Raw genomic sequence first — 25719 nt, forward strand, 5'->3', positions numbered from 1 at the left:
GCTTTCCGAATTAAGAATTTGCTTGGCGACCATAGCGTTGTGGACCCACCTGATTCCATGCCGAACTCAGAAGTGAAACGCAATAGCGCCGATGGTAGTGTGGGGCTTCCCCATGTGAGAGTAGGACATCGCCAGGCTTTGAACATTATCTGTTTAAAGCACGATTAAGATAAGACTTTAAATAGACCACTGCGGAGTGGTAGTTCAGTTGGTTAGAATACCGGCCTGTCACGCCGGGGGTCGCGGGTTCGAGTCCCGTCCACTCCGCCACTTATATCAAGAAGCCTCGTCTAACGACGAGGCTTTTTTGAATCTAACATGTTGATTTAAGCGATTAAATAGCATAGATTAGATAACACTTTAGGGGTGTAGCTCCAATTGGCAGAGCAGCGGATTCCAAATCCGCGTGTTGGGAGTTCGAATCTCTCCACCCCTGCCATATTCAAAGGCTCTGACTTAGGTCGGAGCCTTTTTTGTTTTCGCTTTTTCAAAGCGATGTGTTGGGAGCTGGGTCGCCAGCCCGGTCAAACCTCTCCACCCCTGCCATATTCAAAGACTCTGACTTAGTTCGGGGCCTTTTTGTTTTATCCTTATGTCGTCATAGCCCATCAAGTGATACTAAAGCTAAAGAATATTCTTAGGTACGATGCGATGCAGCTTTACGCCAACTCTTTTGGTTACGCTGACTTCATTATCAGGATTAAAGTCTTGCGTTATACGCCATGCATTTTCCGGCGCCATTTCTACCTTCATTGCCTTTGAGACATGTTTGGTGATCTGTGGTGAGTGGATAATAGCAAAGCTCTCGGTGTTCAAATGAGCGCTACGTGGGTCAAGATTGTAGGTGCCAACGACGGTAATCGTGTCGTCGATCGTCATAGTTTTTGCGTGCAGACCAAAGATAGGTGTGGTTGGCAGTTTCTTGTACATATGCTCGGTCATTACTCGCTGTCTAACCTTGGCATCGGGCTTAAACTCATAAATCTCTACACCAGTGGCCAAAAGCTGCTTCCTATTTCTCTGGTAGCCACTAAAAGCGGCGAGATTATCGTTGGAAGCGAGGCTATTGGTCAGGATCTTTATTGAAATGCCTTTATCAACTAAACCGCTGAGAAATTCACGATCCTTTTTGGTCGTGACCAGATAAGGTGTTTGGATCATGATCGATGCTTGCGCACTCTCAGCCAGCTCAATCAGTTTATCGCGGGTAACGCTACCACCGCCCAAGAAGGTCTGTTGCTCGTTTTTACCCGGCACATCCGCTACGTACTCTACCTTGTCAACAAATAGGAACTTCCCTTCTTTGGATAGCGTCTGAAAGGTTTCAGGTACCTTATCTATCTCCGATCTGATTTCAGGATGAAAGTGTTCAGGATTACACGCATAGGAATGTAATCGTGAAAAGTCAGGGTTGGCGCTATATGGATTGGACTTGAATAAATCTTCTACTGGGACACTGAGCTCATTGTTCCAATATTGCTCAAAAGACATATTGATCGCTTTGACTGCTTTACCAGCTAGGAATACATCTCGATCTCTGAAGTTGTACTCATGATCAAATCCGAAGTATTCGTCAGCAATATTCCTTCCTCCAGTAATCGCAACCTGATCGTCGACTATAAATACCTTATTATGCATACGTTGGTTGATGCCATGAAAGTCGGTAATGGCCGTTGTCATCTTTTGAACGATGTTCTTACCAATATTGACGTTGGGGTTATATATCTTGATCTCGAAGTTATCATGCGCTGCTAGCATAAGAAGTTCATCCCCTTTAGCATCAAGCATAATGTCATCGACGAGAACTCTTACCTTAATACCTCGCTCTGCCGCTCTCACTAGGTAGTCAGTAGCAATCAAACCTACGTTGTCAACCGAGAAGATAAAGTACTGTACATCGATAGAGGCTTCAGCGCGCTCTGTTAACCAAGCACGGGACATCATTGCTTCAGCCCCTTGCTCTAAAACATAGACGCCAGTGCCGCTTTTCATTTTAGTCTCAAAAGGTTGAGTATAGTGAGACAATGGTAAGCGCTCCGTATCGACTAGTTCAGCGCAATAGTCTTTGTCAGAGACTGGTACGCTATCCATAGTGGTTGAGCAGCCGAATAAGACAATTGAAGCTGATACAAGGAGCGTTTTTTTGAATGCGAGCATAATAGTAAAAGCCTTTTGGGCAGAGAGTCGGTAATATGATATCGATAACTAGGATAATAAAGTATCGCCTCTCTGTCACAGCAGTTCTATCATAGCAGTCAGCGAGCCAAGTTATGGTTGGATATAAACCTTTTCCGCCACTTTCCAAAACGCCGAGAGTAGTTGGTTATCCAGGTTAGAACGCTTACACACAACCCCCAATTTAAACGGCTTGATGGGCTCTAACTTGAGGCGTTGTATCTTGTCTCTAACCGGACTGTTTACGATTACAACTTCCGGTGCAATGCCCACGCCGCATCCCAATGCCACCATACTAACAATGGCTTCATGACCCGATACTTGTGCATAGATGTTGGGCTTAATACGCATCTTTTTAAACCAGAGGTTAGCTCTTTCACGTGCAGTGCCCGCTTCTGGGACGATAAACGGGATCTTGTTCCAGTCAGGCATACCATCGGCGAGTTCAGAGCCAAAACTGCTTACACCGGCAGGCGCAATGACAGACAAAGGAATTTCACTAATTGTCTCAAACTCCAAGCGTGCGGGGAGCAGCTCGGGAAGTGCAGAGATAGCGATATCCGTTTCATCATTCATGACCTTTTCTATCGCTTGGGCTGGGTCACCGGTTGATAATTCGAATTCGATGTACGGATAGAGCAGCCTGAACTCAGCGAGCAGTTCAGGTAAATGACTATAACTGGCGGTCACCGAACAAAACAGTCGAAGCTTACCTCTCAGCTCATTCTCACCATGTTGGCTTTCTGATTGGAACTGTTGCCATTCACTAACGATATTTACAGCAATAGGGAGCAGTTTTTTTCCTGCTGGCGTGAGTTCGACAGAGCGGTTGTCGCGCAAGAACAAGTTTTGATGAGTATCTTGTTCAAGCTTTTGGATCTGTCTACTGAGTGCCGATGCACTGATATGCATTGCTGTTGCGGTTTTATTAAAGCTTTTACTCTCACATAAATGGATAAAAGCTTGGAGACTTTTAATATTCATAGTACTAAAGATATCTGTTGTTGCATTATTTGCAATGACAAATTGTGAATATATCACTTTAAGCAATTTCGACTCTGCATTAGTATGAACTCATTCGATGATAACCATCGACACTACGGACAGAATTCAACAGGAGAGCCCACTATGGCTAACTATTTCAATACTCTTAACTTGCGTGAGCAATTGGACCAACTAGGTCGTTGTCGTTTTATGGATCGTTCTGAATTTGCTTCAGAAGCGGATTACCTAAAAGGTAAGAAAGTAGTCATTGTTGGTTGTGGTGCTCAAGGCCTAAACCAAGGCTTGAACATGCGTGATTCTGGCCTAGACGTGTCGTACGCACTTCGTCAGGCAGCGATCGATGAGCAGCGTCAATCGTTCAAAAACGCGAAAGACAACGGCTTCGTTGTGGGTAGCTACGAAGACCTAATCCCTCAAGCTGACCTAGTTGTTAACCTAACTCCAGACAAGCAGCACACTAACGTGGTTGAGACGGTAATGCCGCTAATGAAAGAAGGCGCATCTCTAGGCTATTCTCACGGCTTCAACATCGTTGAAGAAGGTATGCAAATCCGTAAAGACCTAACGGTTGTCATGGTTGCACCTAAGTGTCCAGGTACTGAGGTTCGTGAAGAATACAAGCGTGGCTTTGGTGTTCCGACTCTTATCGCAGTTCATCCAGAGAACGATCCTCAAGGTGATGGTCTTGAAATTGCTAAAGCATGGGCAGCAGCAACAGGCGGCCACCGTGCTGGTGTTCTAGAGTCTTCATTCGTTGCTGAAGTTAAGTCCGACCTAATGGGTGAGCAAACTATTCTTTGCGGCATGCTACAAGCTGGTTCAATCGTATGTTACGAGAAAATGATTGCTGACGGCATCGACCCAAGCTACGCAGGTAAACTACTTCAGTTCGGTTGGGAAACTATCACTGAAGCACTGAAATTCGGTGGCATCACACACATGATGGACCGTCTATCTAACCCAGCGAAAGTGAAAGCGTTTGACCTGTCTGAAGAGCTAAAAGACCTAATGCGTCCTCTTTACAATAAGCACATGGATGACATCATCCAAGGTGAGTTCTCAAGCACTATGATGGCTGACTGGGCAAATGATGACGTAAACCTTCTAGGCTGGCGTGCAGAGACGGCTGAAACAGCATTCGAAAACTACCCAGCATCAGATGTAGAAATCTCTGAGCAAGAGTACTTCGACAACGGTATCCTAATGGTCGCTATGGTTCGTGCGGGCGTTGAGCTAGCATTCGAAGCAATGACGGCATCAGGCATCATCGATGAGTCTGCATACTACGAGTCGCTACACGAGCTACCACTGATTGCAAACACGATTGCACGTAAGCGTCTATACGAAATGAACGTAGTCATCTCTGACACAGCAGAATACGGTAACTACCTATTCGCGAACGTAGCAACTCCACTACTTCGTGAGAAGTTCATGCCATCAGTAGGTACTGACGTAATCGGTAAAGGTCTAGGTGAGACATCTAACCAAGTAGATAACGGCAAGCTAATCGAAGTAAACGACGTTATCCGCAACCACCCTGTTGAGTACATCGGTGAAGAGCTACGTGGTTACATGACAGACATGAAGCGCATCGCTGTAGGCGGCTAAGCCGACCAAATAAAAATCAGATAATAAAGTAAACACAACATAGCAAAGGGGGGCTACCAATTGGTAAGCCCCCCTTTTTTGTCTATGCAACTTGGCAATTTGCGAAGACCGCGAAAGAAGCGATTACTTATCCGCTAGCTTTTGCTCTAGATCTGCTAGTTTTTGTTCCATTTCTGTCAGCTTTTGACGAGTGCGCAGTAGCACTTGAGTTTGCACATCAAATTCTTCACGGCTAACGACGTCAAGCTTATTCAATTGGCCTTGAATGACTTGGCGTACTTTCTGATCAACATCCGCACCAAGTTCTTTCACTGGTTGAGGCATTGAGTCGTGAATTTGCTTAGCAATCTGTTCAAGTTTCTTTGGATCAAACATGTCTGGTAACTCCTTAAGTGATACTTCTTATTCTATGTAATCCGATAAAGAAAGTCGTTATTTGAGCTAATAAAAAAGGCCACATTGTGGCCTTTTTCTAATTAGTCATCACCTTAAGAGCGATTTTCTCGACAAGCTGCTGAAGCTTCGTCAACTCGAGCTATCTTCTCTAGGTCTTTGTCTTCAACAAAGACTGGTAGAGGTTTGTGCTTCTCTGCTAGGTAAGTATAAATTACCGGAAGAACAAACAGAGTAAACAGAGTACCAATAGCAAGACCCGCTACGATTACGATACCGATACTAAAGCGCTGAGCTGCACCAGCACCTGTGGCGTACATCAGTGGGATTAGACCTGCAATCATCGCCGCGGTTGTCATCAAGATAGGGCGAAGACGAACTTTCGCCGCTTCCATAACTGCTTCCATTCGGCTCTTCTTGTGGTTTAGCTGCTCTTCTTTTGCTACTTCACAGATAAGGATACCGTGTTTGGTGATAAGGCCGACCAAGGTAATCAGACCTACCTGCGAGTAGATATTCATGGTGGCTGCGCCCCATGCCAGAGCAATCAGTGCACCACATATCGCCAGTGGTACCGATACCATGATAACGAACGGGTCTTTGATAGACTCGAACTGGATGGCCAACACTAAGAAGATAATGGCCAATGCTAGACCAAACGTTGCGTAAAGTGCGCTACCTTCAGTCACGTATTGACGGGCTTCACCCATATAATCATGGTTGTAGCCACTTGGTAGCTTGTTCTCTGCTGTTGATTCAAACCAAGCAATCGCATCACCCATGGCTACACCTGGAGCTGGAACAGCACCAACCGTTGCCGAGTTTAGCTGGTTGAAGTGAGGTAGAGAGCGAGGCTCTGCCACAACATCAATAGAGATTAAGCTGCCTAGCGGGATAGCTTGGCCATCATCAGAACGAACAAAGTACATGTTCATCGATTCTGGGTTTAGACGATATTTACGCTCAACCTGAGGGATAACCTCATAAGAACGACCATTGAGGTCGATACGGTTAACATAACCATCTGCCATCATCGCACTCAGCGTGATACCAATATCTTGCATGGTCACGCCATAAGCGCCTGCCATATCTTTGTCGATATTGATTTTCATCGTCGCTGAATCGTAGTTCAGATCCAGTGTTGAATAAACAAACTGAGCATTCTTTTGTACGTCAGTCCAGATATCAGTCGCAATTGTAAACAAGCTTTCGAAGCTGTTAGGTGTGGTAATAACAAACTGAATAGGAAGACCTGAACCTGCGCCTGGTAGCTCTGGCATCTGGAATGCTGTTACAGCCATACCCGGTACATCAGCCACAAGCCCACCTACGCGGTTAGCAACTTCTGCTTGGCTCGCTTCACGCTGGCTCCAAGGAACCATAGAAGCAATACCAAATGCTTGGTTTGAGTTAGGCACACCAGTGAACACCTGAGCGAACGCCACTTCTGGCTGATCAGTTAGGATTTTGTTTACGTCGTTCATGGTGTTTTGCAGGTAGTCTAAGTTTGCGTTAGACGGTCCTGTACCCATTAACATCACCACGCCTTTATCTTCCGATGGTGCCAGTTCACTTGGAATGAACTTAAACAGCATAGGTAGAGAAGCAAACACGATAACAGCAAACGCAATGATCACAGGACGGTGTTGCATTACCGCGCCAAGCATTTTTTCATAACGTGATGTCATGCCGTCTAGTACGTGATGTACTTTTTCCTCAAAGCGGTTTGGTGTCTCGTTGGCTTTAAGCAGCTTCGAACACATCATCGGTGATAGCGTTAATGCGATAATGCCTGATACAAATACCGACCCCGCCAGCGTTAATGCGAACTCCTTAAACAACGAACCAGTGATACCGCCCATTAACGCGATTGGCGCATATACCGCACCAAGCGTCAGCGTCATCGCAATAACTGGTACCGCAATTTCACGTGTACCAATAATGGCAGCACGGAATGGAGATTCACCAAGCTTGATATGACGGTCAACGTTCTCAAGAACAACGATTGCATCATCTACCACCAGACCGATAGCCAGTACCATAGCCAGTAGCGTCATTAGGTTCCAAGAAAAACCAATCGCCTGCATCACCATTGCCACACCGATCAACGATAGTGGAATGGTCACGATAGGGATCAATACCGCACGGAAAGAACCTAAGAACAGAGTGATAACCACAAGTACGATCAGTGCCGCTTCAAGAATGGTCTTAATAACCTCTTGAATCGACTCGTTGATCGCAACTGTAGAGTCATACATCACATTCATTTTGATGTTGCTAGGCAGGTTCTTCTCAAGTTGTGGAAGAAGCTGAAGTACATCTGCAGCAATGTTGATCGGGTTAGCACTAGGGGCCGCATTGATCGCAGCTACTACGGCTTCTTGACCATTAGCACTTGCACGGTAAACGTCATGGCTCTTCTCTAACGTTACTTTAGCGATATCACCTAAGCGAATCACTTGTCCATCTTTAGAGCTCACTACAAGGTGTTTCAGCTCTTCAGTGTTTGAGACCTGAGTATCGGCACTGCCGTTGTACAGCACGAACTCACCCGTAGCCTGACCAGTTGCTGACTGGTAGTTGTTGGCATTGAGGACATTCATGATGTCAGAGGCTGTCATTTTAAGCGCGGCCATTTTTAGTGGATCTAGCCATACGCGAAGCGCGTATTTCATGCCACCATACATGTCGACCTTAGATACACCGTTTACGGTGAACAGCTGCGGGTTAATTACACGCTCTAAATAGTCGGTAATCTGGCTCGAAGCTAGCTCGTCACTGGTAAAGCCGATATAAAGTACCGCCGTTGTTGAGCCAGTAGACATAGTCACCGTTGGGTCTTCTGCTTCTTTAGGAAGCTGAGAACGAACAGAGTTGGTTTTAGCCAATATGTCTGAAAGCGCCGCATTAGGGTCGGTATTTAGCTTCATGTTCACAGTGATGGTCGACTGACCAAGGACTGACTGTGACGTCATGTAGTCGATATTATCGGCCTGAGCAACGGCCTGCTCCAATGGCTGGGTAATAAAGCCCTGGATTAGGTCAGCACTCGCGCCGTAATAACTCGTGGTTACGGTAACCACGGTATTCGTCATTTCTGGGTATTCACGTACCTGCATTTTGAACACAGCTTGCAGACCAAGCAGTGCTATCAAAAAGCTGATCGATACCGCAAGAACAGGACGTTTTATGAAAACATCAGTAAAACGCATTTTGCCTCCAATTACAGCATCGGTGTCTCAGCCGGTGGTACTGTCGCATCGCTTTCTACCACTTTGACCTTAACGTCGTTACTTAGGCGAACTTGACCAGATGTTACGATAACATCATCTGCTTTCACGCCCTCTAGAATATGAGCGATATCGCCTGTGCGTTCACCCACTTTAACTACTTGCTGCTTAACACGTTTCACACCATCAACATCTTCAACGATATAAACATTGTCGCCATATAGGGTGAATGTAATCGCTGTTTGTGGAAGTGTTACTTGATTCTCAAGTTTAGGTAGGATGATATTTGCACGTGCAAACATACCACTACGCAGCTTACCGTCGTTGTTTGGAATGTCTGCTTGAACTTGAATCAGACCACTTTGGATGCTCACAGCAGGTTCAATCGCACTGATAGAGCCTTTAAATGCTTGATTTGGATACGCATCAACGAAGATGTCTACATCTTGACCAATAGAAATACGAGAGAAGTCAGTTTGTGGAACCGTAAAGCGCAGTTTCATCAGGCTAGTATCTTCTAAGCGTACGATATGATCGCTTGGTTGAAGGTATTGACCCAAGAACACGTTACGAATACCAACAACACCACCAAACGGTGCTTTGATTTCACGACGATCAATTTGAGCTTTCAAGCTTTCGATATCCGCAGATAGAGAGAAATAACTAGCTTCTGCTTCATCATAAGATTCTTTTGAAATTGAACCTTTCTTATAAAGACCTTGGTAGCGCTTGTACTTTGCTTTTGCTGCAGGAAGGCGAGCTTCTGAGCTTTTAAGGTTGGCTTTCTCTACATCAGAATCAAGAGAAACAAGGAGTTGACCTTTTTCTACTTGAGAACCTGACGCGAATGAGATATTGCTGATAACGCCACTGGTTTCAGAAGTTAACGTCACACCTTGGTTTGGTTCCACAAAACCAATAGCTTCGATAACCGGCACCCAATCAACAGGTTTCACGGTTGTTACGGTGACTGGAAACTCAGGCTCCGGGCGGTTTGCTAAATATTCAGCGATTTTCTGTTGCTTAAACAGATTGAAACCTATCACGCTGCCAAATAGCAGAACGGCGATAAGTAGCATGAAAAATGTCCACTTTTTCATTCTAACGAGAACTCCACATTAGTGTTTTATTATTGCATCCCAACTGGCTTCGATAGCTGCATCTAGCGCATCGTCATCCAGTTGATATAGACCCAGAGCATGCTTACGTGCAAGCGATACACTTGCTTCTAAGCTTAGTCCAGATAGGATTTCATTATCGAGGTTTTTAAAAACCCCTTGTTTCTTTCCTTCTGTGAATAGGTTGTCAACTTGGGCAAACATTTTTCGTTCTTGTTCCCTAGTTGTATAACAATTTTTCGAAGGAATAGAGTCATATTGAGCACGAGTTTTCAACGAATCGATGTTTGAAGCTGCGACGTGCCAGATATTGAGCCACATCTTACGATACTGCTCTTTCAATGGTTGGTCGGCTCCTACACCTGCTTGAACGGCTTTGGCCATGCGTGATACCACGTAAAGCCTCAATTCTTCTAACAGATGGTCTTTGTCATCGAAATATCGATATATTGTGCCAGCTGCAACACCGGCCTCATTGGCCAGTTTCTGCATTGATACGCCTTGAATCCCTTTTTCAGCCACCATTTTTTGTGCCGCTTCGAGGATTTGTAGTCGTTTATCACTGGTATTCATAGTCGTCATAGCCATCCGATAGATAGTGAATGAACGTTCATTCATTATAAAACAATTGAGGTATATTTACGCAACTTATTTTTAATCACTATTCTATAAAAGTTAAAAAATCCTACGGAGCGTGGCATTGTCAGCATTAGCAGTCTATTATGTGCGCGTTACAATTCGTGAGTAGTGAGCACACCAATGAAGCTAAATCCGCAGCAAGATATGGCGGTAAAATACGTCTCTGGTCCATGTCTGGTTCTTGCCGGTGCCGGGTCGGGCAAAACCCGCGTGATAACTAATAAGATAGCGTATCTAGTACAAAGCTGTGGTTATAAAGCGAGAAATATTGCTGCCGTAACGTTTACCAACAAAGCTGCACGTGAAATGAAAGAGCGTGTAGGACAAACCTTAGGTAAAAATGAATCCAAAGGTCTTATGGTTTCCACCTTTCATACCATGGGACTCAATATAATACGTCGCGAGTATAAGGCGCTTGGGCTCAAAGCTGGTTTCTCCCTGTTTGATGATCAGGACCAAATGGCGCTACTCAAAGAGTTGACCGAACAACAACTCGATGGTGATAAAGACCTGCTGCGTTCATTGCTTGGCGCTATTTCTAACTGGAAGAACGACATGCTGACTCCAGAGCAGGTAAAAGGCTCTGCTCGTTCAGAGCAAGAACAGTTATTTGCGCACTGCTATGAAATGTATCAAGTACAAATGAAAGCGTATAACGCGCTCGACTTTGATGACTTAATTGCTCTGCCTGTTATTTTGCTAAAAACCAATGAAGAAGTGCGTACTCGTTGGCAAAAGCGAATTCAGTACCTGCTGGTCGATGAGTACCAAGATACCAACACTAGCCAATACGAATTGGTTAAGTTGCTGGTGGGAGAGCGTGCACGTTTTACTGTCGTAGGTGATGATGATCAATCAATCTACTCGTGGCGCGGCGCAAAGCCTCAAAACCTGATTCTCCTGAACAAAGACTTCCCAAGCCTCAAAGTTGTGATGCTTGAACAGAACTATCGTTCAACCAGTCGTATCTTGCGTGCGGCCAACATCTTGATTGCTAACAACCCGCACGTGTTTGAGAAGTCGTTATTCTCAGAGATCCCTGACGGTGAAAAGCTCAAAGTACTCAAAGCCAAAAATGAAGATCATGAAGCGGAGCGCGTGACGGGTGAATTAATTGCGCATCGATTCGTGAATCGAACTGAATATCGCGATTACGCTATCTTATATAGAGGCAACCACCAATCACGACTTATCGAAAAAGTCTTGATGCAAAACCGTGTGCCTTACAAAATTTCCGGCGGTACTTCATTTTTTGGTCGTGCTGAAATCAAAGACATCATGGCCTACCTGAGAGTTTTGGTAAATCCTGATGATGATAATGCTTTCTTACGTATCGTTAATACGCCTCGTCGTGAGATTGGTCCTGCTACGTTGGAAAAACTAGGTAGCTACGCCAATATGCGTGGCAAAAGCTTGTTCGAAGCTAGCTTTGAGTTAGGTTTGGAGCAACACTTATCGGGGCGTGGCTTAGAGAACTTGCGACGATTCACGCAGTGGGTTGTGACTATAGCTGATAACGCAGAGCGCGGTAATACAGTTGAAGCTGTGCGTTCATTAGTTCGCGACATCAACTATGAAGATTGGCTCTATGAGACCTCTTCCAGTGCTAAAGCCGCAGAAATGCGCATGAAGAACGTTTCTGATCTCTACTCATGGATTGTCGCAGATTTAGAGGGCGATAATTATGATAAGGAAGAGAAGTCATTAAAAGAGGTCGTTCAACGGCTCACGCTTCGAGATATGATGGAGCGCGGAGAAGATGAGGACGACAGTGATGCAGTTCAGCTAATGACACTGCATGCCTCGAAAGGTCTTGAGTTCCCTTATGTTTATCTTATTGGTTCTGAGGAAGGTATCCTGCCACATCAAACCAGCATAGATGAAGATAACGTAGAAGAAGAAAGGCGACTAATGTATGTAGGCATTACTCGTGCCCAAAAAGAACTCACCTTTACTATATGTAAAGAGCGAAGACAGTATGGCGAGCTGATTAAGCCAGAACATAGTCGATTCTTAGATGAATTGCCGTTTGATGATGTCGAATGGGAACAAGCAAAAAAAGCGGTGTCTGCAGAAGAACGAATGCAAAAAGGTCAGGCACACATTGCTAATATTCGGGCAATGTTTAATAAGAAGTAAAAATAAACAAGGGGGCTGAATCAGCCCCCTTGTCGATCATTGAGTTCGTGACACTATAGTCCGGCAATCATATGCTCGATAGCATCAACGATTTCTTGGTCAGAACAGTCCATACAAGAGCCTTTTGCTGGCATCGCGTTGAAGCCATTAATTGCATGGTCTTTAAGAACGTCTTTACCTTGAGCAATTCGAGGTCCCCAATCAGCAGCGTCACCCGTTTTAGGTGCGCCACTAACGCCAATGGAGTGACAGGCAGTACAGAAGGTGTTGTAAACGGTAGCGCCATCACGTGGACCGGTAGGTTCAGCAACCACAGGCTCACTACCTGCTAAGTAAACATCACCCACTGGTTTAATACGCTCTGCGATAGCGTCATATTCTTCTTGGCTCACATCCGCTGCGAAAGAGGCAGTAGAAAAAGTTAGTGCAGCGAACAACACTGTTAAGATTCGACGAGACATATCCATTAAACTCACTTTACTATCCAACAAGGTAGCAAGTCGGTGCTTGCTATTCATTTATACGATTTATTCTGCTTGCTGACTTAACGACTGTTAAATCAATGTAAACATTGGGTGATTATATCCTGTTAACTTGTTGCAATAAACCACAACTTTTCAGCTTCACGGGGTGAATCACATCGTAAAGCCACTATTTATTGCTTCAAAGTGCTGAAAAAGACAACAAACGAGAAAAAAAGTTGAAAAAGTACTTTACGACATAGTGTGATATACGTATTATTCCCATCCGCCGATAGGGCATGCGCCCGTAGCTCAGCTGGATAGAGCGTTGGCCTCCGGAGCCAAAGGTCGAAGGTTCGAATCCTTTCGGGCGCGCCATCCGGATAAAATATTGGCAAAACATAATGGTGGCTATAGCTCAGTTGGTAGAGCCCTGGATTGTGATTCCGGTGGTCGCGAGTTCGAATCTCGTTAGCCACCCCATTATTTTGGTGACTTCGGTTTCCAGTTTTGATTTAATCGAAACGAAAACGTTCTGAAAAGAACATTGTCGGTGAATAGCGCAGCTTGGTAGCGCATCTGGTTTGGGACCAGAGGGTCGGGGGTTCGAATCCCTCTTCACCGACCACTATTTCAGTTATCGTTATAAACGGTAACAAAACAAAATTTGTGGTGGCTATAGCTCAGTTGGTAGAGCCCTGGATTGTGATTCCGGTGGTCGCGAGTTCGAATCTCGTTAGCCACCCCATTTATTTTGGTAGCATTTGCTCCCCTTTACGAGTTAACTCGTAATAAAACATCGTCGGTGAATAGCGCAGCTTGGTAGCGCATCTGGTTTGGGACCAGAGGGTCGGGGGTTCGAATCCCTCTTCACCGACCACCATTTAAAAGCCTCGTCGAAAGACGAGGCTTTTTTTCGTCTGAAATCTGGTTTATTGAACCGAAAGTTGGATGACAATGCGCAATAAGCTTTCGTCTTTAGTAGCTTTGTTTGTTAAATATCTAGCTCAAGTAAGTCTTGTCATGTGATGACGCTTTTTGCATTTTGGGATGGAGATAAATAGAGTGAAAGGTAAAGGCAGCAAAGAGAAAGTTTGATGCTAAGTTGGAGTGGGCAAGTTGCATCCTTGCAAACTTGGTTAAGTTGTAGAGAGAATTAGAATTTGTAAGCTAGACCTAGGTTGATAGAGTGCGCATCAAACTGTTTGTGGTTAGACAGTTTCATTAGCTCTAAGTTTGCGCCTAGTGAGTTGGTAAAGTTGTATTGAGCTCCAACACCGTATGAGAAGGAATTGATGGTCTTTTTGTTGTCATTTCCTTTATAACCAGCTTGTTTTAGGCGGATATTATTTACACCGGCCAAACCGTATAGCTCAATGCTATCTGAGACGTTGAACTTAACTTTGCCGTAAAGAGCCGTTTGATGGTCAACGGCCAAACCTTGACTATTCTTTTCTATCTTGCCACTGTCGCGACTGTGACGCATTTCCGCCCCAAACATCGAGTTAAAGTCGTAACCCGCTTTAAGACCTAGAGAGCGAAAGTTACTTTTTACTGATGTTTCAGTCTTTGAATTTACTACATTGTCAGTGTTCTTAGCTGACATCGCACCTAGATAGGTCCCCAGATAAAAACCAGAATCGCTTGTGGCTAAAGCTGGAGCTGAAACTGCGCCCATTAAAGCTAGCAAAGTAGCGGTTTTCAAAGTTGCTTTTTTCATATTTTCCTCGTTTTAAAGTTTGGTCTTTTGACCTTATTGTGTGTTTCGAAGCGCATAGTAATCAGGAGCGCGTTTTTGTAAAAATCAGACTCTGTCGATGTTTATGACAGAGGCGACGCTAGTGCGAGACGTGCTGACGAAGAACGTTATAGAGCACTTCTCGTATTCCATTAGCACAGTGTGAATCGCGGTAGCCAAGGCCAAACTTACTTCGCTGAATGGCTTCGCGGTGATTGATGATGACGAGCTCATTGTTGTTCAACTCATGTTTAATCGAGTCTTGATCGATACAGATCCATCCAATGCCATCTTTGGCGAGTTGTCTTGCGGTTGCCACGTTGTTGACCGACATGGTGTCGAACTTGTAGCTACCCCATAAAGATTCATTTTGCTGCGTAATAGCTATAGCCAAATGCTGACTGAGCTGTTCTGTAGAGACTTCATCGAGTTGGGCGATAGAATGTTGAGGCGCGCAGACTGAAACGAATTGGCGCTGTGTGACATTCATAAACTCCCAGTGACCAATCCCGCTATAGGGATAGTGACTAATAATAAAGTCGTAATCAGATGACGCGATGAGGTCATCACAAGGCGAAAATTCAATCTGTAGATCCATTTCAGCATCAATGTCGCGCAGCTGGTGGATAAGATGAGAAACAATTTTCGGGTCGATAAATGTCGTGATCCCAAGTCGGATGCAGCCTGCGCCTGAACCGTTTATTTTCTCGACGTGAGACGCTAACTTTTCAGACAGCAGTAGAATGGATGATGCTTTATCCAAGAGCGCTTGACCTTGTTCTGTTAACACGGGTTTGTGCCCAGCACGATCAAACAGCTCGATCCCCCAATCCAACTCAAGATTGGCGATCCATTGACTTACTTGGACCCGACCTTTGTTCATCGCTTTTGCAGCAGCGGAAATGGAGCCGAGCTCGGTAGTAATAACAAACGCTTTGATGGCATTGATATTCATAAGAACCTCATATAGACATTGGGTGAATGTGCTTGTCTTATCCCGCATTCCCTACATGATGTTGCAAGCCCAAATCAGTGCTTTCCCTAAAACGTGAGGCCATGTTAAATATCTTTGATAAACTAATATCTAGATCTAATGGTTTAAAAAGGTTATCACTTGGCATCAATTGAGCAGTTAGAGAGCTTTGTCGCTGTTGCGAAAACAGGATCGGTGGTAGCGGCGGCTGAAAAGCTTGGCAAGACTCACGGCCCGGTAAGTCTGGCGATACAGAATTTGGAAAGCCGCTGGGGTGAGTTGTTTGTGGTTGGCACGGGCAAGAAACAGTTGTCGGAAAAAGGGGAGGCGATACTTCCTTGGGCAGAGGCTGTGATTGCTAGTTACTACGAGCTAAGAAACGCAGTGGCCGTTGAGTCACCAACACAGATTACACTCGGTGTTGATATCGCTTTACCCCGAGTCTGGCAACAAGAAATCTTGGCTTCTATCATCGATTTGGATATCAGTATTAGTGTCAATTGCTTGCCTAGTGATGAATTGATTGCCGCCTTTAATGCCCAGCGCCTAGATTGGATAGTGACACTGGTTGATTTACCTTGGCCCGAAACACCAAACTTTTTTTCACTTGGTACTGTGGATAGTTACTTGATAACCAGTAGTGAAGAGTTGTTAGAATCCAGCAACCAGTCGCCAATCGTTTTCGACAGTGGCCACCTTCTGACACTGCCTCAACTCTCTCTTTCTCATGCTAAGCGAACTTCTGCTCCAATATACAAGCGCTTCGATTTCCCTTGTCCTTGGCAAATTCGAGTCACCGATCATCAACAAATAGCTGCCATTCTTTCGGAGTTACCGAGTCATACGTCTGCGGTATACAACAATATTGATCTAACAGACACTATGAAAATCGTAACAGAACCGCACCTTAAAGCGACTTGGGGAGTGTCGGTTTTCTGGGGAGAGCATTTAACAGGGAGTCAAGTGTTGCAATGTTTGACAGACTGGGCGATGAGTAAGTCAATGAGAGGTAGACAACAGGATGACTCTTGACCAAATCAAAACTTTTGTTGCTATTGCTCATCATGGCAGCGTGAGAAAAGCGGCACGAGCACTTGGCAAAAGTCAGCCAGCGCTTACGGCAACAGTGAGTCGCTTGGAAGCTTCTCTTGGTTGCGAGCTGTTTATTAAAGGTACTCGGCCACTCAAACTCTCTTCTTTTGGTCTGAGGTTTTTACCGCGAGCAATGGAGTTTGATGATGTGCTGACCCTGACTCACACCTTCTCTAGCAAAGAGAATGTCAAAAGTCTGCGGGTTTGTTTTGATTACGGCATCGCTCTGGATGAAGTGAATCAGCTCTCTCAGCTCATCATCGCTGACAATTCGCTTCGAAGCATAGATTTGTTTCGCACTGATACAGCAACCATTCATCAGTTACTGATAAAACAGCAATGTGACTTAGCGTTGACTCAACCGTTATCGCATTTACCTCCCTTTCTTGAAGCTCAACACTTAGGAGAGCGCGAGTTTGTCGAGGTACAAGCACCATTACAGGCAGGCAAACAGCATAGGATGATGTCTGTTCACAATGAAAGCGGACAGTCGTTGTGGGCTAACGGTACACAACAATACAAAGACCTTATTTCATTTAACCGACCGGCCGATATGCTTGAAGCCTTGATAAATTTTTATGGCAAAGGCTGGCTACCAAAAGGTGAGGTAATTATGGCTTTGAGCGAAGGCAAGGTAGAACTGACGGAAAAACCAAGCTATCAACGGCGCTTTAGCTTGGTCTGGCAGCAACAATTAAAGGCAGAAGCTAAGTTGGTTAATCGCCTAGCTCGTCATAGTCAGCTGAACAGAAGCTAGTTGGTAACCTGTGCTGTATGGATTTACGTTCAGAGTTTAAGTTTCTTGCTGAACTTAACTCGACTACGCTGCTGTTCCGAAGAAAACGTGTAAAGGTGTTAGAAATGGATTGTTTACGAAAGCTATCCTTCATTTTGGTGTTAATCGCCGCTCCCTCCTTACGTGCAGCAGACTATGTCGCTGAATTGCAACTCAATGTTGTGAATGTGTTTAGTGGTGATGTCATCATTGGGTTGCGAGAAAGCAAGTTGATTAAGAAAGACAAGCATACTCGCGTGTTGCTGGTCAGCGAGTCGTCAGTGGCAAACAATATTGCCGACTTGCATTACACCATTATCGAGCAAAGTAATAGTGAGCCGTTAAATTCGAATCAACAGCAATTGCCTAGCATGTCGACTTACGTTGGTAGTGAAGCGGGTGTTGAAGTTGAGGGTTTGGTTTCCTATCGAGTGGTGGTCAGGGCGGCGCGTTAGCCTCCTGTTCCAATTGTCTTCTTGTATCCTCCCAAAGTGAAAGCCTTTCACTGCGCAGAGTGTTTTTTGCACTTTAACCGACTGGGTTAACCTCAAATTGTTCATCGGAGAAAGGACTCTCTTTTTCTAACCCATTTGAGGAGTAATCCTATGTCGAAAATCTCAACACAAAACCAAGTCTATGTACCAGCTGCAACCAAACACAGTTATGGAGAGTTCAACCTTTATGGAAAGCTTCAAGAGGTGATTGTGGGTTATAGCCAGAACTTCCGCCTGCCAGTACTGACAGAAGAGGTAAAAGCAACATATCAGAGTGTACTTCAGTCCGACTTATATGATCTCTGTGAAAGAGCGGGAGGACAGTTACTTTCTCATGCTTCTCCGTCATTTTCTGCGGCCCTAGAGCGTGAGAATGATGCGTTGATCAAGGCGTTTCAGGGCTTTGGTGTAAAGGTGCATCAGGCTAGGGAAGTGCCTGAAGGAGAGATAGCCGCGTGCCAAAGAACGAATGTCTTTACCCAAATCTTCGCTGCAGAACCTATTTGGGTGGTAGGTCGAAATGTTTTGGAGAATGTTTGGGCAAGCGATATGAGCTGGGCTTCTATTGCGCCAGTGCGAGAGCTTCATCAACCATTTATTGATGGTGATAACCACATTTTACACTACACGGCACCAAGGCCGACGCTAAGTCGAGATTATATTTATGAGGGGGGAGACGTGCTCAACTTAGGCGATGGAAGAGTACTGGTGGCAACGGGCCCTTCATCAACTAACGCTCGTGGCGCTGAATGGGTTAAGCGCATGCTAGAACACGATGGTTACCAAGTATGCATAACAGAAGTGGAGGATACAGGAATCCATCATTTGTTCGCCGTGATGTGTGTAGCCGGCCCTAAACTTGTTATCGCCTATCGAGATGCCTTTCCAAAGGGCTTACCTGAATTTATGGATGACTTTGATGTGGTATGGGCAAACAGAGAAGAGGCGCTGGCAACCGGGCCTTGTGCAGTGATGCTTGATGAAAACCACATCTTAATGCCAGAAGAGACCCCAGCCCTCAATCGAAAACTGGAAGCAAAAGGGCTAACGGTTGTGACCGTTCCATTTGCTCATCACGCGAAGCTTTGTGGTGGAATACGCTGTAAGACCTCAGTGCTCCGCAGGGACATACACTAGTCGCTTTCCCCTTCTATCCTCCCCTTATTCTTATATGAGGGGTAACAGGGTGTTCGATAAATGAAATTAGATTTTGGCGTTTTGTTCCGCTCAGTATTAGCTTATTTGCGAGTTAGCTTGGGCATGGTGGCACTGTTGCTCGCTTTATCAAGTCCGTTACTAATTCCCTTGATTAGTTCAATGGAGATTTGCAGCAGTAAAAAAGCGCTACTTAGCGGTGCAATGATTTTTGGTGTACCTGAAGTGGCGACTATTGTCGCTCTGTGCTTGTTAGGCAAGGATCGCCTGCAGCAAATCAGAAGTTGGTTTGTCAGACATTTACTGAAGCTCAAACCTAGCCGGCACTCGACAAGGCTTAGCTACTATATGGGATTACTACTGATGGTAGTGGCAGGCCCTGTTATGAATATTGTGCTGTTTTACTTTCCAACCTTTGGAGTGGGCTGGATAGAGTATCGAAAGGTAATAGCACTGGCTTGCGATATCACCTTTGTAGCGGCGATATTTATCGCGGGCGAACAATTGTGGAGGAAAATAGAAGCTATTTTCCGTTTTGAACCGACAACTACACCTCACTAAAACGTAATTATGGCGCTTGATGGGTGATTTGACTGTTAAGTGCCATTGCTACGGCTAAATCTTCAGTGGTTCGTCTATGAAAACTTCCATTGAATAACATTTCCCCCATTCTTCATGAGTAAGAATTGGAGCTAAATTCTACCGTTCGAACGATGGCCAGTATTTTGTTCAGTATGCAGGGTTGTGACTTGTTGTAAATCACAATAGCGGAAAATACTGTGTAATCGAATTATCAAAGTGATCAGTGTATTAAATGTGATGAAGATCTAGAGTTTGGTGCTGCACTCTGTCATGTTACAAAATTTATGTTTCTATAGTGTTAAAACTACATCAGAATAAATATGCGGGTGGCATTAGTCATAAATATTGCCGATAACGTGAAGTTCGGCGTTTTATATTCGTTGTCTAGCACGAATTTCTGAGTGTACATCAACTTTTCATGCCACTTGTATCACTACTATATGTACTTAAACTGCATATATATTTATTTATACTGCTTTATATTTGCTCAATTTCGAATTTTTATCCTATTTTTGTTGCTTTTCTGTGAAAGATTTGCCAAATTGATGCCCTTATAAATAGTCAGCAGAAAATGCTGCCTAAGAATGGATTCAATTTTTCAGACAGGGGCAGAAAGCTGCCAAAGCAGTAGAGGTCTGGTAATGTCACTATTAGAAGTAAAAGATCTTCGTATCGAATACCCATCACGCCATGGGGTACATGCCGCGGTTAAATCTTTGTCGTTCAATATTGAACGCGGCGAAATAGTTGGTGTGGTTGGGGAGTCCGGCGCGGGCAAATCAACGGTAGGTAACGCTGTTATCGATTTGCTTTCACCTCCTGGCGTTATTGCTAGTGGTGAGGTTTTCCTAGATGGAGAAAAAGTCTCTGGTCTAACACCAGAAGCGATGCGCAAAGTTCGTGGCTCAAAAATCGGGTTTATATTCCAAGACCCAATGACCTCTCTCAACCCACTATTCACTGTTGAGCAACAATTAAAAGAAACCATCCATGCCAATATGAAGGTATCGGATGATGAAGCGTATCAACGCGCGCTCAATCTTATGAATCAAGTGGGTATCCCACAACCAGAAAACCGCTTGAAGCAATATCCTCACCAATTCTCTGGTGGTATGCGTCAGCGTGTGGTGATCGCTATCGCGCTTGCCGGCGAACCGGACCTGATCATTGCGGATGAACCTACGACAGCACTTGATGTATCGATTCAGGATCAAATTTTAGGTTTGATTCGCGACCTGTGCATCAAGAACAATGTTGGTTGTATGTTGGTGACGCACGATATGGGTGTGGTTTCTAACGTAACGGATCGCGTAGCGGTAATGTACCGTGGTGACTTGGTAGAGTTTGGGCCAACGGCAAAAGTACTGGGTGAACCTGATCACCCATACACACGTAGCCTGATTTCTGCAGTACCGCGTTCAGACATGAAACTCGATCGTTTCCCTCTTGTGAGCTACATCGAAGAAGCACATGAGATGGAACCGTTGGATGTTAAGAACCACTGGTTGGGTCAAAGCCAAGATCACCGTGATTATACTGGTCCGCTTCTTAACGTAGAAAACGTCAACCTACGCTTCGTTACTAAAGATTCGCTATTTGAAAGCCGACGTGAGTATGTTCAAGCATCAAACAACGTTAGCTTTGAAGTACATGAAGGTGAAACGTTTGGATTAGTGGGTGAATCGGGATCGGGTAAATCGACCATTGCACGTGTGATTGCAGGTCTCTATGCCCCTAACTCTGGCAAAGTCACGTTTGAAGGTATTGACCTTACGTCGCTGAAGTCTGAGAAAGAGCGTCGCCCGATGCGTCGCCAGATGCAGATGGTGTTCCAGAACCCGTATACGTCGATGAACCCTCGTATGAAAATCTACGACATCATTGCAGAGCCGATTCGATTCCATAAACTGACGGCAAACGAAAGCGAAACTAAGCAAATCGTCGAAGACCTGCTTGAGCACGTAGGCCTAGGAAAAATGGCGGGAGTGAAGTACCCACATGAATTCTCAGGTGGTCAGCGTCAGCGTATTTCTATCGCACGTGCACTAGCAACGCGTCCTCGTTTGTTGATTTGTGATGAACCAACGTCGGCACTTGATGTATCGGTTCAGGCTCAAATACTTAACCTACTCAAAGATCTACAACAAGAACTTAATCTGACCATGCTGTTCATCAGTCATGACTTGCCGGTAATTCGTCAAATGTGTGACCGAGTGGGTGTGATGCAAATGGGTACTCTATTGGAAGTGGCACCGACGGAGCAGTTGTTTACTGATCCGCAGCATGAATACAGTCAGCACCTAATTTCCTTAATGCCTGAATTCAAAGGCTTAAGAGATGATGTAGCAAAAACGGCGTAAGCCATACAATTCCCTATTGGGACTCGATAACAGAAGCAAACACAACAACAAGGGATCCGGATCCCCGCATGAAGGAGTTATGCAAATGAGAACCATGAAAAGCAAATTAGCAGTGGCGCTAATGGCAGCGGGCCTAAGTTTTAATACTCTGGCAGCAGATATCAAAGTTGGCTATGCAGCTGACCCAGTATCTCTAGACCCGCATGAGCAGTTGTCTGGTGGCACATTGCAAATGTCACACATGGTATTTGACCCACTCGTTCGTTTCACCCAAGAAATGGACTTCGAACCTCGTCTAGCTGAAAGCTGGGAACGTGTGAATGACACGACGGTTCGTTTTAAGCTACGTGAAGGCGTTAAGTTCCACTCTGGTAATGACCTAACAGCAGACGATGTTGTTTGGACATTTAACCGTCTTCAAAGCTCTCCTGACTTTAAAGCTATCTTCGACCCGTATGAGAAAATCGTTAAGGTTGATGACTACACGTTTGACCTAGTGACTAAAGGTCCTTACCCACTTGTACTGCAAACAGCGACGTACATCTTCCCTATGGATAGCAAGTTTTACTCAGGTAAAACGGCAGATGGCAAAGACAAATCTGAGCTAGTTAAGCACGGTAACTCTTTTGCATCGACGCATGTTTCTGGTACTGGTCCATTCATCGTAACGGCTCGTGAGCAAGGTGTTAAAGTTGAATTTGAGCGTTTCGCTGATTACTGGGACAAAGAATCTAAAGGTAACGTAGACAAGCTAACACTAGTACCAATCAAAGAAGATGCAACGCGTGTAGCAGCACTTCTTTCTGGCGGTGTTGACATGATTCACCCAGTTGCACCAAACGACCACAAACGTGTAGCTAGCGCTGAAGGTGTTGATCTAGTGACGCTACCTGGTACGCGTATCATCACGTTCCAAATGAACCAAGAAAGCAACGAAGCACTGAAAGATGTTCGCGTTCGTCAGGCGATTGTTCACGCAATCAACAACGAAGGTATCGTGAAGAAAATCATGAAAGGCTTCGCAACAGCTGCTGGCCAGCAAAGCCCAGCAGGCTACGTTGGTCACAACGATGCGCTTGTTCCACGTTACGACGTGAAAAAAGCGAAAGAGTTGATGAAAGAAGCTGGTTATGAAAATGGCTTCACGCTAACGATGATGGCACCTAACAACCGTTATGTGAACGACGCGAAAGTAGCGCAAGCAGCGGCAGCGATGCTGTCTAAGATCGGCATCAAAGTAGATCTTAAGACAATGCCTAAAGCGCAATACTGGCCAGAGTTTGATGTGTGTGCAGCAGACATGATGATGATTGGTTGGCACTCAGATACTGAAGATTCAGCGAACTTCAACGAGTTCCTAACAATGACTCGTAACGAAGAAACGGGTCGTGGTCAGTACAACTGTGGTCACTACTCAAACCCAGAAATGGATGCGATTGTTGAAGCAGCAAACGTAGAAACGGATCCTGCTAAGCGTGCTGAAATGCTGAAAGGCGTTGAGGCGACACTATACAACGACGCAGCATTCGTACCGCTACACTGGCAAAGTGAAGCGTGGGGCGCGAAGTCTAACGTGAAAGCAGCAGCAATTGTTAACCCAATGGTAATGCCTTACTTTGGCGACCTAGTGGTTGAATAATCACAAGTGATTGTGATGTAGGAGGGGAGTGTTCCCCTCCTCAATTCTCTCTACTCAGCTCAGTTTATTTCAGTCGGATTGAGCGGTTTTTAAGACTGAATGTTTCTCTCTCAATGAGATCTATGGATAGTTAAGGGGCAAGGAATGTTTTCGTTTCTGGTCAAGCGCCTGTTTCAGGCACTGATAGTGATGTTTGTGATCAGTTTGGTGGCGTTTGCCATTCAGGATAACCTGGGTGACCCGCTGCGTGAGCTTGTAGGTCAGTCGGTTTCGGAAGCAGAGCGTCAAGCACTGCGTGATGAGTTGGGCCTCAACGATCCTTTCGTAACAAAATACACTCGTTTTATTGGTGCAGCGCTGCAAGGCGATCTTGGCACTTCATACTTTTTCAAACGTCCTGCCGTTGAGGTTATTCTCGATAAGCTGGTGGCAACACTAGAGCTGGTATTCGGCGCGACGCTTATTATTATTTGTTTATCGATACCACTTGGTGTGTACTCGGCAATTCATCCAAAAAGTTTTTTTACCAAATTGGTGATGGCTGGCAGTAGTATTGGTATCTCGATTCCGGTTTTCCTAACGGCGATCATGCTGATGTATGTCTTCTCTATTGAGTTAGGCTGGCTACCGTCTTTCGGGCGTGGTGAAACTGCGAACGTGCTCGGTTGGGAGTCAGGATTCTTCACAATCGATGGCATTAAGCACCTTATCTTGCCATGTGTCGCATTGGCATCGATTATGTTGCCGCTTTTCATTCGCTTGGTTCGTTCTGAAATGTTAGAAGTACTGAGCTCGGAATACATCAAGTTTGCGAAAGCAAAAGGGCTACCTCTTAAAAAAATCTACTATCAACATGCCCTTAAAAACACGATGTTACCTGTTTTGACCGTTGGTGGTGTTCAGATCGGTACTATGGTGGCGTATACCATCCTGACTGAAACCGTCTTCCAGTGGCCTGGCACAGGCTTCCTTTTCCTTGAAGCGATTAACCGTGTAGATACACCATTGATTACCGCTTACGTTATTTTCGTTGGCCTTATCTTCGTGGTGACGAACACTATCGTTGACTTGTTGTACGGCTTGATTAACCCAACCGTAAACCTAACTGGAAAAGGAGCATAACCATGAGCCAAGCAAATGTAGCCGCTGCTCCTTCAGTGTGGGAGCGTTTTAAAAACTCGGACTTCTTGTATTACTTCAAGCGCGACAAAGTCGCTATGGCAAGTTTTACGGTCTTTATGATGTTCTTGGTGTTGGCACTAGCTGCGCCCGTCATCGCCCCTTCTGACCCATATGACTTATCGTCTATCGATATTATGGACTCGGAGCTGCCGCCATCTTGGATGGAAGACGGTGACGAGAACTTCGTATTAGGTACCGATGACCAAGGTCGTGATATTTTATCCACCATTCTTTATGGTTCTCGACTGTCTCTGACCATTGGTTTCCTAGCGGTAGGTTTACAGTTATTCCTAGGTATTGTGATTGGCCTATCGGCGGGTTACTTCGGTGGTCGTATCGATAGCTTCTTGATGCGTTTTGCTGATGTTCAGTTGTCGTTTTCAACCATGATGGTTGCGATCATTGTCTCTGCTATCTTTAAGGCCAGCTTCGGCACTGAGTTCTATAGCCAATATGCCGTGACCATGTTGGTCGTGATCATTGGTGTGGCTGAATGGCCGCAGTATGCACGTACTATTCGTGCCTCGGTTCTTGCAGAGAAAAAGAAAGAGTATGTAGAAGCAGCGCGAGTGATGGGCTTTAGAGCACCACGTATCATGTTCCGTCATATTCTGCCTAACTGTTTGTCGCCAATTTTGGTTATCTCAACGGTACAGGTTGCGAACGCTATCATGTCCGAAGCGGCGCTATCGTTCTTAGGTCTTGGTCTGCCAGTAGACCAGCCATCATTGGGCTCCTTGATCAGTATCGGCTTTAACTACATCTTCTCTGGTTCGTGGTGGATTACCGTGTTCCCAGGCATCGTTCTGATTACCTTAGTGTTGGTTATTAACCTACTAGGTGACTGGCTACGTGATGTATTCAACCCGAAAATCTACAAAGGGTGATCCAGAGTGATTGATTTTTAATCCCGATCGTCACTACACTAAGAGTCGCAGATAATTGCGGCTCTTTTTATTTG

Annotated in this window: 20 protein-coding genes, 7 tRNA genes and 1 rRNA gene; 19 read left to right on the top strand and 9 right to left on the bottom strand. The window is 45.1% G+C overall.

Annotated features, from left to right (window positions below; genetic code table 11):
- The first annotated feature begins 21 nt into the window (after window positions 1–21).
- From rrf to VME0621_RS23825, 3 genes are all read left to right on the top strand, one after another.
- Window positions 22–137, top strand: a 5S ribosomal RNA gene (rrf, locus tag VME0621_RS23815).
- 56 nt (window positions 138–193) lie between these two features.
- Window positions 194–270 (top strand) — tRNA-Asp (locus tag VME0621_RS23820).
- Between the two features lie 92 nt (window positions 271–362).
- Window positions 363–439 (top strand) — tRNA-Trp (locus tag VME0621_RS23825).
- A 185-nt stretch (window positions 440–624) separates the two neighbouring features.
- On the opposite strand, the gene VME0621_RS23830 is transcribed toward VME0621_RS23825, so the two are convergent.
- Window positions 625–2091, bottom strand: a complete 1467-nt coding sequence (locus VME0621_RS23830) for a phospholipase D family protein (protein WP_231893002.1) — start codon at window positions 2089–2091, stop codon at window positions 625–627.
- Between the two features lie 177 nt (window positions 2092–2268).
- Window positions 2269–3159 carry an HTH-type transcriptional activator IlvY gene (gene ilvY / locus VME0621_RS23835; protein ID WP_062462674.1) on the bottom strand — a complete coding sequence of 297 codons (891 nt, stop codon included), beginning with the start codon at window positions 3157–3159 and terminating at the stop codon, window positions 2269–2271.
- A 144-nt stretch (window positions 3160–3303) separates the two neighbouring features.
- Here ilvY and ilvC point away from each other — a divergent pair, with 144 nt between their 5' ends.
- Window positions 3304–4788, top strand: coding sequence for a ketol-acid reductoisomerase (ilvC, locus tag VME0621_RS23840; protein ID WP_006075378.1), 1485 nt, complete (start codon window positions 3304–3306; stop codon window positions 4786–4788).
- A 123-nt stretch (window positions 4789–4911) separates the two neighbouring features.
- Here ilvC and ubiK read toward each other — a convergent pair whose 3' ends face one another.
- The 4 genes from ubiK to VME0621_RS23860 form a co-directional block, all read right to left on the bottom strand.
- The gene (gene ubiK, locus VME0621_RS23845) at window positions 4912–5163 is read right to left on the bottom strand and encodes a ubiquinone biosynthesis accessory factor UbiK (RefSeq protein ID WP_006075379.1); all 252 of its coding nucleotides are present in this window, start codon (window positions 5161–5163) and stop codon (window positions 4912–4914) included.
- Between the two features lie 113 nt (window positions 5164–5276).
- Window positions 5277–8393, bottom strand: coding sequence for a multidrug efflux RND transporter permease subunit (locus tag VME0621_RS23850; RefSeq protein ID WP_062462665.1), 3117 nt, complete (start codon window positions 8391–8393; stop codon window positions 5277–5279).
- 11 nt (window positions 8394–8404) lie between these two features.
- Complete coding sequence (locus VME0621_RS23855) at window positions 8405–9511, bottom strand: efflux RND transporter periplasmic adaptor subunit (protein WP_062462662.1); 1107 nt, start codon at window positions 9509–9511, stop codon at window positions 8405–8407.
- A gap of 18 nt (window positions 9512–9529) precedes the next feature.
- A complete protein-coding gene (locus VME0621_RS23860) occupies window positions 9530–10111 on the bottom strand; it encodes a TetR/AcrR family transcriptional regulator (RefSeq protein WP_198558546.1) in 582 nt (193 codons plus the stop codon).
- 177 nt (window positions 10112–10288) lie between these two features.
- Between VME0621_RS23860 and rep the strand changes: the two genes are divergently transcribed.
- Complete coding sequence (gene rep, locus VME0621_RS23865) at window positions 10289–12307, top strand: DNA helicase Rep (protein ID WP_038228634.1); 2019 nt, start codon at window positions 10289–10291, stop codon at window positions 12305–12307.
- Window positions 12308–12360: 53 nt separating this feature from the next.
- Here the strand turns inward: rep and VME0621_RS23870 are convergent, their stop codons facing one another.
- On the bottom strand, window positions 12361–12774 hold the full coding sequence (locus VME0621_RS23870) for a c-type cytochrome (RefSeq protein ID WP_031493886.1): 414 nt from the start codon (window positions 12772–12774) through the stop codon (window positions 12361–12363).
- A 295-nt stretch (window positions 12775–13069) separates the two neighbouring features.
- Here VME0621_RS23870 and VME0621_RS23875 point away from each other — a divergent pair.
- The 5 genes from VME0621_RS23875 (at window position 13070) to VME0621_RS23895 (ending at window position 13648) form a co-directional block, all read left to right on the top strand.
- A tRNA-Arg gene (locus VME0621_RS23875) sits at window positions 13070–13146 on the top strand.
- 29 nt (window positions 13147–13175) lie between these two features.
- A tRNA-His gene (locus tag VME0621_RS23880) sits at window positions 13176–13251 on the top strand.
- A gap of 68 nt (window positions 13252–13319) precedes the next feature.
- A tRNA-Pro gene (locus tag VME0621_RS23885) sits at window positions 13320–13396 on the top strand.
- 44 nt (window positions 13397–13440) lie between these two features.
- Window positions 13441–13516: transfer RNA gene (locus tag VME0621_RS23890), tRNA-His, on the top strand.
- Window positions 13517–13571: 55 nt separating this feature from the next.
- A tRNA-Pro gene (locus VME0621_RS23895) sits at window positions 13572–13648 on the top strand.
- A gap of 276 nt (window positions 13649–13924) precedes the next feature.
- Here the strand turns inward: VME0621_RS23895 and VME0621_RS23900 are convergent.
- A complete protein-coding gene (locus VME0621_RS23900) occupies window positions 13925–14488 on the bottom strand; it encodes a porin family protein (protein ID WP_006072048.1) in 564 nt (187 codons plus the stop codon).
- 118 nt (window positions 14489–14606) lie between these two features.
- Window positions 14607–15461: a LysR family transcriptional regulator gene (locus VME0621_RS23905; protein WP_051868215.1), complete on the bottom strand. Its 855-nt coding sequence runs from the start codon at window positions 15459–15461 to the stop codon at window positions 14607–14609.
- Window positions 15462–15620: 159 nt separating this feature from the next.
- On the opposite strand from VME0621_RS23905, the gene VME0621_RS23910 reads away from it, so the two are divergent.
- The 9 genes from VME0621_RS23910 (at window position 15621) to VME0621_RS23950 (ending at window position 25645) form a co-directional block, all read left to right on the top strand.
- Window positions 15621–16511 (top strand): LysR family transcriptional regulator, encoded by an 891-nt coding sequence (locus VME0621_RS23910; protein WP_062462659.1) that lies wholly within the window; start codon window positions 15621–15623, stop codon window positions 16509–16511.
- A complete protein-coding gene (locus tag VME0621_RS23915) occupies window positions 16501–17328 on the top strand; it encodes a LysR family transcriptional regulator (protein WP_062462656.1) in 828 nt (275 codons plus the stop codon). The genes VME0621_RS23910 and VME0621_RS23915 overlap by 11 nt, the downstream gene beginning before the upstream one ends.
- A gap of 17 nt (window positions 17329–17345) precedes the next feature.
- Window positions 17346–17801, top strand: a complete 456-nt coding sequence (locus tag VME0621_RS23920) for a hypothetical protein (RefSeq protein ID WP_062462653.1) — start codon at window positions 17346–17348, stop codon at window positions 17799–17801.
- A gap of 150 nt (window positions 17802–17951) precedes the next feature.
- A complete protein-coding gene (locus tag VME0621_RS23925) occupies window positions 17952–18977 on the top strand; it encodes a dimethylarginine dimethylaminohydrolase family protein (RefSeq protein ID WP_062462650.1) in 1026 nt (341 codons plus the stop codon).
- A gap of 60 nt (window positions 18978–19037) precedes the next feature.
- The gene (locus VME0621_RS23930; protein WP_062462648.1) at window positions 19038–19556 is read left to right on the top strand and encodes a hypothetical protein; all 519 of its coding nucleotides are present in this window, start codon (window positions 19038–19040) and stop codon (window positions 19554–19556) included.
- A 662-nt stretch (window positions 19557–20218) separates the two neighbouring features.
- Window positions 20219–21937, top strand: a complete 1719-nt coding sequence (locus VME0621_RS23935) for a dipeptide ABC transporter ATP-binding protein (RefSeq protein ID WP_038228647.1) — start codon at window positions 20219–20221, stop codon at window positions 21935–21937.
- Between the two features lie 85 nt (window positions 21938–22022).
- Complete coding sequence (locus VME0621_RS23940) at window positions 22023–23576, top strand: ABC transporter substrate-binding protein (protein ID WP_006072063.1); 1554 nt, start codon at window positions 22023–22025, stop codon at window positions 23574–23576.
- A 144-nt stretch (window positions 23577–23720) separates the two neighbouring features.
- Window positions 23721–24698 carry an ABC transporter permease gene (locus tag VME0621_RS23945; RefSeq protein ID WP_038228651.1) on the top strand — a complete coding sequence of 326 codons (978 nt, stop codon included), beginning with the start codon at window positions 23721–23723 and terminating at the stop codon, window positions 24696–24698.
- A gap of 2 nt (window positions 24699–24700) precedes the next feature.
- On the top strand, window positions 24701–25645 hold the full coding sequence (locus VME0621_RS23950) for an ABC transporter permease (protein ID WP_038228653.1): 945 nt from the start codon (window positions 24701–24703) through the stop codon (window positions 25643–25645).
- Window positions 25646–25719 lie beyond the last annotated feature (74 nt).

It is taken from the genome of Vibrio mediterranei, from assembly GCF_900088415.1.
Lineage (GTDB): Bacteria > Pseudomonadota > Gammaproteobacteria > Enterobacterales > Vibrionaceae > Vibrio > Vibrio mediterranei.